The organism is Castellaniella sp. (assembly GCF_004321985.1).
GTDB lineage: Bacteria > Pseudomonadota > Gammaproteobacteria > Burkholderiales > Burkholderiaceae_B > Castellaniella.
The window spans coordinates 70,426-83,326 of sequence record NZ_SCQN01000035.1; the positions used below are offsets into that span (position 1 = coordinate 70,426).

12 protein-coding genes are annotated in these 12,901 nt (G+C 60.9%); 6 read left to right on the plus strand and 6 right to left on the minus strand.

All coding sequences use genetic code 11. From position 1 onward, the window contains the following. Positions 1–17 precede the first annotated feature (17 nt). From EPN31_RS07480 to EPN31_RS07495, 4 genes are read left to right on the plus strand one after another with little or no spacing between them, the layout of a single operon-like run. Positions 18–1,388, plus strand: a complete 1,371-nt coding sequence (locus EPN31_RS07480) for a TolC family protein (protein WP_291771364.1) — start codon at positions 18–20, stop codon at positions 1,386–1,388. Then, positions 1,385–2,461 carry an efflux RND transporter periplasmic adaptor subunit gene (locus EPN31_RS07485; protein WP_291771367.1) on the plus strand — a complete coding sequence of 359 codons (1,077 nt, stop codon included), beginning with the start codon at positions 1,385–1,387 and terminating at the stop codon, positions 2,459–2,461. The genes EPN31_RS07480 and EPN31_RS07485 overlap by 4 nt, the downstream gene beginning before the upstream one ends. Next, positions 2,458–5,553: an efflux RND transporter permease subunit gene (locus EPN31_RS07490; protein WP_291771370.1), complete on the plus strand. Its 3,096-nt coding sequence runs from the start codon at positions 2,458–2,460 to the stop codon at positions 5,551–5,553. Before EPN31_RS07485 ends, EPN31_RS07490 begins: the two co-directional genes overlap by 4 nt. Beyond that, complete coding sequence (locus EPN31_RS07495) at positions 5,550–7,145, plus strand: glycosyltransferase family 39 protein (protein ID WP_291771373.1); 1,596 nt, start codon at positions 5,550–5,552, stop codon at positions 7,143–7,145. The genes EPN31_RS07490 and EPN31_RS07495 overlap by 4 nt, the downstream gene beginning before the upstream one ends. A 30-nt stretch (positions 7,146–7,175) precedes the next feature. Here the strand turns inward: EPN31_RS07495 and EPN31_RS07500 are convergent, their stop codons facing one another. The 6 genes from EPN31_RS07500 to EPN31_RS07525 form a co-directional block, all read right to left on the minus strand. Beyond that, positions 7,176–7,667, minus strand: a complete 492-nt coding sequence (locus EPN31_RS07500; RefSeq protein ID WP_291771376.1) for a cytochrome c — start codon at positions 7,665–7,667, stop codon at positions 7,176–7,178. 68 nt (positions 7,668–7,735) lie between these two features. Further along, a complete protein-coding gene (locus tag EPN31_RS07505) occupies positions 7,736–8,191 on the minus strand; it encodes a hypothetical protein (protein ID WP_291771379.1) in 456 nt (151 codons plus the stop codon). Positions 8,192–8,233: 42 nt separating this feature from the next. Further along, positions 8,234–8,443, minus strand: coding sequence for a hypothetical protein (locus tag EPN31_RS07510; protein ID WP_291771382.1), 210 nt, complete (start codon positions 8,441–8,443; stop codon positions 8,234–8,236). Between the two features lie 102 nt (positions 8,444–8,545). Then, on the minus strand, positions 8,546–9,055 hold the full coding sequence (locus EPN31_RS07515) for a cupredoxin family protein (RefSeq protein ID WP_291771407.1): 510 nt from the start codon (positions 9,053–9,055) through the stop codon (positions 8,546–8,548). A 76-nt stretch (positions 9,056–9,131) separates the two neighbouring features. Next, positions 9,132–10,148 (minus strand): copper resistance protein B, encoded by a 1,017-nt coding sequence (locus EPN31_RS07520; protein WP_291771385.1) that lies wholly within the window; start codon positions 10,146–10,148, stop codon positions 9,132–9,134. Next, positions 10,145–11,908: a copper resistance system multicopper oxidase gene (locus tag EPN31_RS07525; protein ID WP_291771387.1), complete on the minus strand. Its 1,764-nt coding sequence runs from the start codon at positions 11,906–11,908 to the stop codon at positions 10,145–10,147. Before EPN31_RS07525 ends, EPN31_RS07520 begins: the two co-directional genes overlap by 4 nt. A gap of 193 nt (positions 11,909–12,101) precedes the next feature. Between EPN31_RS07525 and EPN31_RS07530 the strand changes: the two genes are divergently transcribed. Together EPN31_RS07530 and EPN31_RS16700 are read left to right on the plus strand one after the other, a co-directional pair. Then, positions 12,102–12,785 carry a heavy metal response regulator transcription factor gene (locus EPN31_RS07530; protein ID WP_291771390.1) on the plus strand — a complete coding sequence of 228 codons (684 nt, stop codon included), beginning with the start codon at positions 12,102–12,104 and terminating at the stop codon, positions 12,783–12,785. 3 nt (positions 12,786–12,788) lie between these two features. After that, the coding region (locus tag EPN31_RS16700) for a hypothetical protein (RefSeq protein WP_367188303.1) at positions 12,789–12,901 on the plus strand (113 nt) is incomplete at its 3' end.

A 12,901-nucleotide genomic window follows, 5' to 3' on the forward strand; every position in this document is an offset into this window, starting at 1 on the left:
CAAGAGGACAGCCAGGAATGATGAAAGCCCCAGCGAGGATAGGTGCACTGGCCTGCGCCCTGGCCCTGAGCGGCTGCGCCAGCTACCACGCACTGCCGCTACCGACGCAGGCCAGGCTCGCAAACGACATCACCGATCTCCAGCGCGCCATCCCCGAGACCGGTTCAGGCGCAGGCCCTCACATCATTGCCATCGACAAACCGATCCACGTGGATGACGTCGGGCTGCTCGCAATCCTCAACGACCCCGAGCTCCGTTCGGAACGGGGTGAATCCGCACTGGCTCACGCAGATCTTACCCAAAGCACGCTCATTCCCAACCCTTCAGTGAGCCTCAGTTACGCCGCTTTGCTGGGTGGTCCCGGCGTCGCAGGCGCCTACACGGCGTCGCTGGCGCAGGACGTCGCATCACTCGTGACCTACCGCAGCCGGGTCGCAGCGGCACACGACCGCGTGTCACAAGTCAACGCCGACCTGCTGTGGAAGGAGTGGCAGATTGCACAAAAAGCGCGGTTGCTGGCGACCACACTCTACTGGAATGGACAAGCCATCCGGGCAAGCGGCGGGGAACTCGCCGCCGTCACACAGACCGAATCGCAGATGGCACAAGCTCTGAACCGCGGCGAGATCAGCCTGAGCGCCATCAGCCCGGTACAGGCTTCGAAAGCATCCCTGGAACAGGCACTGGCCGCCCTGCAAATGCAACAGCTCAAGAACTGGGGAGAACTCAATACCTTGCTGGGGCTGAAGCCCAATGTGCGCTTTGCCATTGCCCGCCCCCAACCGCACGCGCTGCCGAATGATCTGACGAAACTTGCCGCCAGCGTGCAGGATCGCCGGCCCGACCTCATCGCCCTGCAGCTGGGCTACCGCTCAGCGGACCAGGATGTACGCACCGCGATCCTGGGCCAGTTTCCCGCGCTGCTTCTGGGCGGGTCCTGGAATTCCGATACCTCGCAGGTCCGCTCGGGAGGACCCACGGTCACTTTCGATCTACCGACTTTCAGCCGCAATCAGGGCCAAGTTGCCAAGACCCGGGCCACACGTCTGCTGCTGCACGAGCAGTACCAGAGTCGTCTGGATACGAGTGCTGCCAGCGTGCTTTCGTTACAGGCACAAAATCAGGCCATCACGACGCAGCTTGCGGCGGCGGCCAAGAACGTCCACACCGCGGATCTGCAGGTGCATGCCGCAAAAGCTGCATTTGACGCAGGCAATCTGGACTCCCGAACATTGGCCGATTACCGGTCCACAGCGCTGGCCCGAACGCTACAGCGCCTGGATCTGGAACGTGCCCGCGATGAAACAGCAATTGCGCTGGAACTTGAGCTTGGGCTGGGCCTTCCTCACGTCCGGATCGCCCCCATGGATGAGGTGAAATCACTATGAAACGTCTGATGATGACTGGAGCGGCCCTACTGGCAGCATGGGTGGGCTATCTGGGGCTGGGATACAGTAGTGGCGCGACCGAACCCGCCGCAAGCGCCGCAGCGCCCAGCGTGCTGGTCACGGCTGTCCCGCTGCAGCCGGGCAGCCTCGCGCAGACACTCACGGCTTACGGCGCGATCCAGTCCTCACCTTCTGCCGTGCAAGCCATCACTGCACACGCGAACGAGACGGTGCAGGCCCTCTTCGTCCACGCGGGGGACCGCATACCGGCGGGTGCACCGCTGCTATCGCTCACACCCAGTGCGCAAACGATAGCCGCCTACAAGCAGGCGCAATCCGCAGCACTTGATGCCCGGGCGCAGGTCGCCAGAACACGCAAACTCCTGGCTCAGCACCTGGCCACCGTTCAAGATCTGGCCAACGCACAGAAGACCGACACCGATGCCCGGTCGGCACTGGAAGCACTCAAGGCACAGGGAGGCGACTCACCGGTCACACTGCGGGCGCCCTTCCCCGCCATCGTGACGCGGCTTGCAGTCTCCAGCGGTTCAGCCGTCGCACCGGGCACCGCCATGCTCGAGCTGGCAGGGGTGGCCGGGCTGGTGCTGCGGGTCGGCGTGATCCCGGACGAAGCACGCCGCGTGCACCCGGGCGATCCGGTACAAATTACTTCCCTTAAGAATGAACCGGCGCAATCGGGATCAGTCAGCCGTATCGCCGGAGCTGTCGATGCGGCCTCGGGCCTCATCCCGATCGATATTGTGCTTGCCACCGATCACCTGTTCCCCGGAGAAACGGCACGCGCCGTCATCACGGTAGGGCAGGCACAGGGGTATGTGGTCCCTCATGCCGCCATCCTTGCAGACGACCAGGGAGCCCCCTATGTCGTGCAGGCTGACGGCGCGAAGGCGCGCAAGGTCAAGGTGCATATCGAAGCCACTCAGGGAAACCAGGTAGCCGTACGGGGCGACGGGCTCAATGCCCAACAGGCCCTGGTGCTCTCGGGGAATTACCAGCTCGATGACGGAATGGCGCTGCGCTTTGCAGACGCCGTCAAAGGGTTGACGAAATGAGCCTGCCCGCCTGGATAGAAGAACACAGGCTGCCGGTTCTTTTCGTTGCCTTCGCACTGACGCTTGCCGGCATCTACGCCGCCATTCGGCTTCCAGTAGGCCTGTTTCCGGTCACGAGCTTTCCGCGTATCCGCGTCGAAGTGAATACCGGCAGCATGCCGGCGCAACAGATGCTGATCGATGTGACACAGCCACTGGAAGCCGTGGCACGCGCCGTTCCGGGTGTGACGGGAATTTCGTCGACGACCTCGCGCGGTTCTGCGCAGATCTTCGTCACCTTCCCCTGGGGCACGGACATGGACCGTGCCCTCATCCACGTGGACGCTGCCTTTTCACGCAAGATGGCCGACCTGCCAGCGGGAACCACCTACGGCGTGAGCCAGATGAGCCCAAACGCCGTCATGCCGTTCGTCTCCTACGCGCTGCTCTCGGACAAGCTCTCGCCTGCGCGCCTACGGGAGATTGCCCAGCATGAGGTGGTGCCGCTTCTGACCGGTATCGCGGGCATCCGCCGCGTGGGCGTATTGGGCGGCAAGACCCCGGAGGTGCAAGTGTCCATATCGACGCAAGCGCTGCAGGCTTATGGCCTGACGCTTGCGGACGTCAGCAACGCTCTGGCCGCCACCAACACCGTTGCCGCCGCCGGGCATCTGGCCGACAACGATCTGCTCTATCTGGCGGTGAACGATAACGCCTTCACATCCGTACAGTCAGTGGGCGACGTGACGCTGCGCACGCGCAAGTCCGGCGTAGTGCGCCTGTCGCAGATCGCCACCATCACGATGGGTTCAGAGCCGCAGTGGCTGCTGGTCAACGTGAACGGCCACCCGGGAGTCACCTTCGACGTTTACCAGCAGGACAACGCCGACTCGCTGGCGCTCGCCCGGCAAGTCGGACAACACCTCGACGCCTTCATGAAGACCCAGCCTGCGTCGCTGCATCTGTATAAATGGTACGACCAGACGCAACTCGTGCACTCCTCCATCGCGGCTCTGGAAGAAGCCATTGCCATTGGGCTGCTCTTTGCAGCGGGCGTCCTCTTCTGGTTTTTGCGCAGCGCGCGGGTCACGGCGGTCGCGATGATCGTGGTTCCGATGTCTGTCATGATCAGCATGCTCGTGCTGTGGCTGCTGGGCATGACGCTCAATATCATGACACTGGGCGGCATCGCGGCTGCCATTGGCCTGCTGATCGACGACGTGATCGTCATGATCGAGCATATCGCCCGCCGGATTGGTCATTCAAACGCGGAACACGACCCACAAAGAGGCGTACTGCGCGCGGCACGCGAGTTTCTGGCGCCCCTGATGGGTTCGTCACTGGCCACGGTCATCATCTTCATCCCGCTGGCGTTTCTGTCGGGGGTGACGGGTGCCTTCTTCAGGTTCCTGTCGCTCACCATGGCCTCGTCCCTCATCATCTCGTTTCTGCTCACGGCCTTCGTCGTGCCGCTGTTGGCGCGCCGCCTCATCGACTTCGACCACTGGACCGATCCATCCCATGGCAAGGACACGCGGCTCAAACATGCTCACGGCCGACTGCTTGATCTCGCGTTTTGCAAACCTTGGATCGTTGCGCTGGCGCTGGCCGCAGTGGCCGGGGTGGGCTATCTGGGCTATCAGCATGTGGGCACCGGGTTCCTGCCGCGCATGGACGAAGGTGGCTTCGTGCTGGACTACAAGACGGCGCCCAGCACCTCGCTGGCGGAAACCAACCGGGAACTCACACAGGTCGAAGCCATCCTCAAGACCAACCCTTATGTAGATACTTATTCGCGGCGCACGGGCGCAGGGCTTGGGGGCGACCTGACTGAAACCTACCAGGGAGACTTTTTCGTGCGCCTGGTGGATCCCTCCAGACGACCCGATATCTGGAAAGTGATGGACGACATCTCCACGAAAGTCTCCAGTCAAGTTCCCGGGGTGGACTTCGATACCCACCAGCTGATGGGCGACATGATCGGCGACATGGTGGGCCGCCGACAGCCGGTGGTGATCCAGCTGAGTGCCAAGAACGCCAACGAGCTCGCTCCCGCCGCCCAGAAAATCGCTGCGGCCCTTGCCAGAGTGCCTGGCGTAGAGGCTGCGTCCATCAGTGACGGTGTGACACCTGCCGGCGATGCGCTGAAGATCCACGTCGACTCCGCTGCCGCAACCCAGCACAACGTCACCGTGGCCGAGGTCAAGAACCAGGTGCAGCACTACCTGGAAGGCTCGGTCGTGACCCGGTATCTTGCGGCAAACCGCGATGTGGGGGTCCGGCTCAAGCTCCAGGCACCAGAAGGCAGAATCTACCGTGACCAGCTGGGTGACCTCCCGATCGAATCCCCAGACGGGCAGACTTTTCCGTTGAAAGCGGTCGCAAGCACGCAATTCGTGTCTGGCCAGCCAGAGCTCACGCGCGACAACCTGCGGCAGATCGTTGCCATCACGGCGCAGACCAACGGCTCGCGCGACCTGGGCTCAACCATCGCCTCGGTCAAACAGATGCTACAGACTCCTGACCTGATTCCAGCCGGAATGACCTATACATTTGGTGGCGCTTACCAACAACAGCAACAAGCAGCGCGCGGTATGGTGAAGGTCTTTGCGGCGGCCGTCGCGGCCGAAATCATTCTGCTGATGTTCCTGTACCGCACCCTCTTCATCCCGCTCATCGTCATGGCCACCTCACTGCTGTCCACCGGCGCAGTTTTCGTCGGACTCTGGCTCACGGGTGTGGAACTCAACATTACCGCCATGATGGGCATGGTGATGATCATCGGCATCGCTACCGAGATGGCCATCTTCCTGGTGTCAGAATATCAGGCGCTGCGCCAGGCCCTGCCTGTGCGCGAAGCCCTGCGATCGGCCGCCCTCAACCGCCTGAGACCTATCGTCATGAGCACACTTGCAATGATCCTTGCGTTGGTGCCACTGGGCGCCGCCGTGAGCGGTGCCGGAGACCAGATGCTGCAGCCGTTGGCGATCGCCATCATCGCCGGTGCCCTGGTGCAGTTGCCACTGGTGCTGCTGGCCATGCCCGTGCTGATCGACCTGGCCGAGCGACATGCCAGTAGCGAGCCACTGCCCGCAGCGCAAGGTCTATTGTGAACACATCCACTGAAATCGGGATGCGCCTTTTCGCACCCCGACTGCGGCAGGCAGCCATCCCGGTAGCCCTCTACGCGCCGTTGTTCCTGATCGGCGCCGTCGTGCTATGGACGCTGCTCTCGGCCATCAGTCACAGCGCGCCAGACAAAGACAACATCGAAGAGCTGGTCTGGGCATCGAGTTTTGAATGGGGATACTTCAAGCATCCACCGGTACCCTCGTGGATCCTGTACCCCCTGGTGCTGCTCTTTGGCAAATCTGTCTGGCTGACTTTTTTTGCCGGCCAATCCGTCTGCGCGCTGGGACTCTGGCTCCTTTGGAAATTCGGCTGCGAATTCACGACCCCAAGACGCTCGCTGATCGCCATGCTCATGGTGTCAGTCACAGCCTATTTCTCGATACGGGCCGACATGTACAACCACAATTCCGTGCAGATGTGGTCTATCGTCGCCTCGACCTGGCTCTATTACCGGGCACTGCGATACCAGCATGCCCGAGACTGGCTCTGGCTGGGTGCGGCCTGTGGCGTCGCATTCCTCACCAAATACAGCGCGCTCATCCAGTTTGCAGCCTTTTTCGTGTTCTTCGTGTACGCAGGTCACTGGAGAGACCGCCGTGCATGGCGAGGCGCGGCGATGGCGCTGGCTGTCTTTCTGCTGGTCATCTCGCCCCATATTCATTGGCTCATTCACCATCACTTCGGGCCGCTGCACTATGCCGACACCTCCATCTTCCCCACAAGCGGCGGAAGCTTCAGCGAATCACACCAAATTGCAGAATTTCTTAGCACTCAGCTCGGACGTTTGAGCCCGATGCTCGTCGCCTGGCTTGCCGTCGCTTATTGGCAATTCCGAGCGAGCAGGCGCAGCAGCACACCAAAAATCCTGGTGGCAACCCGCCCCTACGCCCGGGCACTCAGCGCCTGGGATCGATCCTTTCTGGTCATCGTCGGTGGCAGCCCTGTCCTGCTCACCGTCACCGTCTCCGCATTCATCGAGGCCCATTTGGGGGCCTCATGGGCGACCACCTTCTTCGTCCTGTTCGGGTTTTATACCTTCTGGTGGTTGGGGGGCGACGAGCGTGAAGTCCTGCGAAGAACTGCCATCACCGTCATGACGATCCAGATCCTCATGGCTGCCGGCTACGCCATCGGCCGGGGGCCCCTCGCCTACCACACCGGGATGGAAACGAATTCCACCTACCCAGGGTCGATCATTTCGAGGCGGATGCGGGCGATATGGCACCAGTATGTGCCAACCGCCCCCCTTACCCTGGTCGCAGCCCACACATGGCTGGGCGGAAATATCGCCATCCACATGCACCCAAGCCCTGAAATTCTTGAAGACGGCAAGCCTGAGCTTTCGCCATGGATCAAGTCTCACAATCCGCTGCGCTGTGGCGCCCTGATCGCAATGAGTAGTGTCGATTACCCTTCGGGGGCGACCAACGAGGTGCTGAACAGGCTTTATGAAGAAGCTCCATACAAGGGCGTGATCCGCCAGCGCTGGTCCGCCCCAACGAGCCCACTCATCACCATCCGATGGGCTGTCATTCCACCCACCACCAGTTGCACACGGTACGCAAGCTTCTGAATGCCGTGGGAAGCGAACTGCAGTCCAACGTCATCGCCGCCGCTGCTGCTGCTCGGTCACTTCCTTTTGCATGCGCAGGGCATTGGATGGCCAGGTGCTCTTGATGTAGGCGAGCACCGCGATAATCTGTTCGTCACTCAGGGTGCCGCCGAATGCTGGCATGTCGCTTTGATAACCCGGCGGCGCAGTGCGCCCTGGAACCAGGCCGTTTTTCACCAAGTCGAAGAGCACCGCATCAGGGTGGTGCCAGGTGTGCCCCGTGCGATCATGTGGCGGCGCGGGCAGCCGGCCGTTCGCCAGACGCTCGCGCCAGTTGGGCTGACCCTGCAGTTTCGCGCCGTGGCAGGCCGCACAGGTGTTTGCGTAAATCGCCTTGCCCTGTACGACCAAATCCTGGTTTGCAGGGTCGATGAAGGTTGCGCTGGCCGGGCGATTGGCCCAGTACAGCAGGACAGCTCCGGCAACCGCTACAGTCCCCACAGCCGTAACGGCCCATTTTTTATTGATTCGAAGAAACGACATGACTGGATCTGAGGTAGGCCCCGTTCGGTTGATGCGTTGATGCGATGATTACGCTGCGCCCGCAAGGCTCACTGCTTGGCCGCGGGCTCCTGGACCTTGTCTGCATACTTGATGAGGATATCTCCCATCGCACGCATCATTTCGCCATGCATCTTCATCGCAGTCTTGCGATCCAGGCCTGCGCCCATCGCCATCGAGCAGCCGTCCATCATGCCACCGCCCATGGCACCACCACCCATCATCCCCATCATGCCGCCGCGCATATGCTCACCTTCCCGCATACCTGAGCGCGAGGCACCTTCATTGCCCTGCCCGCTACCCATCATCCCCATCATGCCACCACCCATGGCACCTTGAGATCCGGTATCTCCCATCATGGATGAGTTTTGGCCCGAGCCGCCTCCCTGTTGCATCATGCCTGAGCCCCCGGAATCGCTCTGGGCAGCAGTGGCCGCAACGACGGGCGCACCGACACCGATTGCCAGCGCGGCAACGGATGCCGCAAGTATCGTTTTCACATTCATAGCTCGCTCCTGAACGTCAAACAGACAGGCCCGGACAGGCCATCATTTCCTGAAAAGATATTTCACAAGCGCTGCAATGGCAAGCACAAGCACGGCCACAATGAGCAGCCAAAAAATTGCCATGGACCACACCATCCCGCCCATCGTCGAGCCCTCCATCATCTGGGCCTGTGTGCTGCTGGACATCAGTGCTCCAACAGTGAAGGCAATCCACAGAGGTAACAGCACAGGCACGCCTTTGGATTTCATCATAAGCAACACCTCCCTTCCTGAATAGACGGGCACAGCACCAGCCTAGTTTCCTGCCGCCCGCGTGGCAACATCCGTAGCCTAACCCTTGACACAACGGGAAGGTCAACTCACCTTCACCTTGCCCACCATTCCGGCTTCCATATGGCCAGGGACGAGGCACGCAAAGTCCACCGTGCCAGGCTGATCGAACGTCCATACCAGCCCGCCGATCTTGCCGGCTGCGAGCGTGATCATGTTGGGTTCAGCATGCTTCATCCCAGACATCTTCTGCATTTCGGCCGCATGTGTCTTCAGGTCGGCCACCGTGCCTATCACCATCTCGTGCGGGATCTGCCCGGTGTTCTTCACAAAGAAACGGATGGTCTCGCCCGCCTTCACCTGGATTTCGTTCGGTGTGAACCGCATGGAATCTTCCATCTTTAATTCGACCGTGCGGGTGACTTTTGCGGGGTCGCCCGGCCGGCCAATGGCGGATGGCGCCGACGACATGGTGGACATATCATGCCCTGGCATGCCATGGGCCGGCGCGTCGTGCCCACCCGAATGCCCACCCACTGCCCACGCGAGGGCTGGCAGAATGCTGAGGGCCAGGACGGTCAAGGGTTTCTTCATCATGAAAACTTCTCCTGAAAATTCGATCGGACAGGCAGCCCTCGCGTGCTGCCGATAAACTGATCTGCAGCTGAGGTCAAAATCGAAGACTGACGCCTGCCACAAACCGGGTCTCTTGCTTCGGCTCACCTGCAGCGCGTGCGTAGTCCGCAGTCTTGCCAAAACTGCTGGCCCACTCCACACCGATATAAGGCGTGACCTGGCGCGTGATCTCATACTTGAGACGCAGACCTGCCGTGCCATTCGCGAGCCCACTGCCGATGCCCCGGCGTTCGTCGTCCTTGCCGTAAAGGTTGACCTCGATGCTTGGCTGGAGGTACAGGCGCTGTATCAGCAGAACGTCATACTCTGTTTTGAGCCAGAGCGCCGTGCGCCCATTGGGGCCCACAAACGCGGTCGCATCGACATCGAACCAGTATGGAGCAAGACCTTTGAAACCCAAGGCAAGCCACTGACGGTTGGGCATACCCTGACCGTGATCGAACCGCAGGCCCAGCTCCGTATCCCAGAACGTGGAGACAGCGTGGCGCCAGAGCACTTGCGTTCTGGAATCACGTAGCTTGCCGCCGGCCACTTCGCCTTCGGCTTTGAGGGCTGCCCGGTTGTAGGTGCCGCCATACCAGGCTTCACCATCGTAAGTGCCCCATTCTTGACCGCGTGCCCGGACGTACTCCAGACGATCCAAATAAACAGATGCGAAATTGTGCTCATCCGACATCCGCAGTGCTTGTGAAGGCGGTAAGGCGTACTTGCCGGCGTTACGCATATAGCCCTCGGAGTATGCGTTTGGATCGCGCGCATCGGCGGGTGCCGAGCCGCCTTGCGTCTGCATGGCACCGTGATCCATACCTGCCCCATCCATAGCGCCTTGTTCCGCTTCTTGCTTAACCGCAGAGCCGGTGTCGGGCGACACAGCAGAAGCCGCAGGACTCTGTGTCGCGCCATTGTGGGTGGCGTGTCCGGAATGCGCCTGAGCGCTGGCTGGCAAGGGAACAGCCATAGCTGCGGTCACCACCGCTGCAAGTAAGGTCATCTTCAATGAGGAAAGGTTTTCCATATTGGCCGCGCTCTGAATACTGTGATTGATTTTCATGCGACGACCACCTCACGGAACATGCCCGAGTCCATATGCAACATCAGGTGGCAGTGCCACGCCCAGCGGCCAAGGGCGTCAGCTGTTACCAGAAAGCTGATCCGCTGAGCCGACTGCACCGGGATCGTGTGGCGCCTGATCTGAAACTGGCCGTCTGGTGATTCAAGTTCGCTCCACATGCCATGCAAGTGCATGGGGTGCGTCATCATCGTGTCGTTCTGCAGGATGACTCTGAGCCGTTCGCCGTAGCGGAAATGGACGGGTGTCGAATGTCCATACTCGACCCCGTCGAACGACCAGGTGTAGCGCTCCATATTGCCGGTCAGATGAAGTTCCACCTCACGTTCTGCACCACGCGAGTCCATGGGCCCACCGATGGTATGCAGGTCAGCCAGCGTCAATACGCGCCGTCCGTTGTTGCGCAGCCCGATGCCTGGGTCAGATAGGTCGGTGCGCGGCATGTCCACCCTCATGTCGGTGCTCGCGCCGTATTCCGTTTTTGCATGGCGTACCTGGGTGCTGGCACGTGAGGCGGGCATCGAGCCATGGTTCATACCTGCCATTGCCGCCGTACCAGAGTGATCCATGCCCGCCATACCGCCGCCACTCATGGCACCCATCATGTCAGCCATGGTGAGCCACTCGACGGAATCCAGCGCAGGAACTGCTGCAACAAGCCCCTCGTGGGTGGCCAGCGTGCCGCGTGCATAGCCTGTACGATCCATGGCCTGGGCAAAAACGGTGTAGGCGTCGTCCTGGGGCTTCACCAGCACGTCGTAGGTCTCACCGGGCCCGAAGCGGAACTCATCGACGGTGACCGGCTCTACATTCACGCCGTCCGCCTGAACGACAGTCAATGGCAGACCAGGGATGCGCACGTCGTAAAAGGTATTGGCCGCCCCATTGATGAAACGCAGCCTGATCCGTTCCCCGGGTTTGAAAGACCCCGTCCAGTTACCAGCAGGCGTCACACCGTTCATCAGGTAGGTCAACACGTCCGCCGACAGATCCGCAAGGTCTGTCGGATTCATGCGCATTTCGTTCCACATCTTGCGCTTGTCCACGGCCGCCTTCAGTCCCAGGCGCGAAACGTCCTGGAAGAAATCGACTGCCGTAGGCTGGCTGTGGTTGTAGTAGTCCCCCCTCATCTTGAGCTTTTCGAGAACCCGCATCGGATTCTCGTCAGTCCAGTCGGAGAGCTGGATCACGTGCTCGCGGTCGAATCGAAGCGAGTCTGGCTGGGCTGGGTCGATGATGATCGCGCCGTAGACCCCCGTGGCCTCCTGCATACCGGCATGCGAGTGGTACCAATAGGTACCGCTTTGCTGTACCTTGAACCGATAGGTGAATGTATGCCCAGGAGCGATCCCCGCAAAGCTCAGCCCTGGTACCCCATCCATCTGGAAGGGCAGAATGAGGCCGTGCCAGTGGATGGATGTCGCCTCGGCCAGACGGTTCTTCACGCGGAGGGTCACGGTGTCCCCTTCTCGCCAACGCAGGGTGGGTGCCGGAAGTGAGCCGTTCACCGTGGTGGCCATGCGCGGGCTACCGGTAAAATTCACAGGCGATTCGCCGATCTCAAGATTGAATTCGGTGCCGCGCAAGACAACGGCCGACCCCACGTGGGTGCCTGCTGTCGCAGCGGCAGCCCGTGCGTAGGGCGGCAGGCTCAGCAGGACGCCCCCAGCGGCAAGCCCCTGGACGAAGCGGCGGCGCGACAAGGCTGGGGCAGCAACAATGGAGGCGGCAGGTCGTTTCACGACTGTGATTCCCGTTCATACGAAAGTAGGAACCGACACTCTACGGAAGTGAGACTGTCAGACTGATGACGCCATCATTACAAGTCTGTCATCAGAACGTCATGGTTGCGTCATCCCCTCGCGACTAAAATCGGGAAACGGTTGCGTCGCAGTCCTATCACCTATAGCGACAACAAGAACACACGGCAGACCCATGAAATTGCTCCTGGTCGAAGACGAGATCAAGACGGGCGAATATGTACAGCAAGGGCTGACCGAGTCAGGCTTTGTCGTGGATCTCGTCCGCACCGGGCTAGATGGCCACCACCTGGCATTGACCGGTTCCTATGACCTGATCATTCTGGACGTGATGCTGCCTGATGTGGATGGCTGGCATATCGTACGAGCCCTGCGCGAGGCCAAGTCGGCTGTGCCGGTACTTTTCCTGACGGCCAAAGACAGCGTGGAAGACCGCGTCAAGGGGCTGGAACTGGGCGCAGACGATTATCTGGTCAAGCCCTTTGCCTTTTCAGAGCTCCTGGCGCGCGTGCGTACGCTGCTGAGACGCGGTATTACGACGAGCCTGCAGGACCAGATGCAAGTCGCAGACCTGATTCTGGATATTCCGCGCCGCCGCGTACAGCGCCAGGATCAACGCATCAGCCTGACCAATAAGGAATTCGCGCTGCTGGAGCTTCTGGTACGTCGACAGGGTGAGGTGCTGCCTCGGTCGCTCATCGCCTCACAGGTCTGGGACATGAATTTCGACAGTGACACCAACGTGATCGACGTCGCCATCCGACGCCTGCGGGCGAAGATCGACGACGCTTTCGAGCCCAAGCTCATCCACACAATTCGTGGCATGGGGTACATGCTTGATGCTGCCGCACCGGAATGATCCATGAATCGGCGCCCCGCTTCTCTTGCCGTACGGCTGACGGTCTCCATCGGTGTAGTCATCACGGTCGTGCTACTGGCATTCGGCTGGATCGTTGAGCGATCCAGCCGAATGCC

Excerpts from the sequence above, each read along its gene's own strand:
- EPN31_RS07505 (WP_291771379.1), bottom strand. The coding sequence starts at position 8,191 with ATGAATGTGAAAACGATACTTGCGGCATCCGTTGCCGCGCTGGCAATC.
- EPN31_RS07480 (WP_291771364.1), top strand. The coding sequence starts at position 18 with ATGATGAAAGCCCCAGCGAGGATAGGTGCACTGGCCTGCGCCCTGGCC.
- EPN31_RS07500 (WP_291771376.1), bottom strand. The coding sequence starts at position 7,667 with ATGTCGTTTCTTCGAATCAATAAAAAATGGGCCGTTACGGCTGTGGGG.
- EPN31_RS07485 (WP_291771367.1), top strand. The coding sequence starts at position 1,385 with ATGAAACGTCTGATGATGACTGGAGCGGCCCTACTGGCAGCATGGGTG.
- EPN31_RS07510 (WP_291771382.1), bottom strand. The coding sequence starts at position 8,443 with ATGATGAAATCCAAAGGCGTGCCTGTGCTGTTACCTCTGTGGATTGCC.
- EPN31_RS07490 (WP_291771370.1), top strand. The coding sequence starts at position 2,458 with ATGAGCCTGCCCGCCTGGATAGAAGAACACAGGCTGCCGGTTCTTTTC.
- EPN31_RS07520 (WP_291771385.1), bottom strand. The coding sequence starts at position 10,148 with ATGAAAATCAATCACAGTATTCAGAGCGCGGCCAATATGGAAAACCTT.
- EPN31_RS07515 (WP_291771407.1), bottom strand. The coding sequence starts at position 9,055 with ATGAAGAAACCCTTGACCGTCCTGGCCCTCAGCATTCTGCCAGCCCTC.
- EPN31_RS07530 (WP_291771390.1), top strand. The coding sequence starts at position 12,102 with ATGAAATTGCTCCTGGTCGAAGACGAGATCAAGACGGGCGAATATGTA.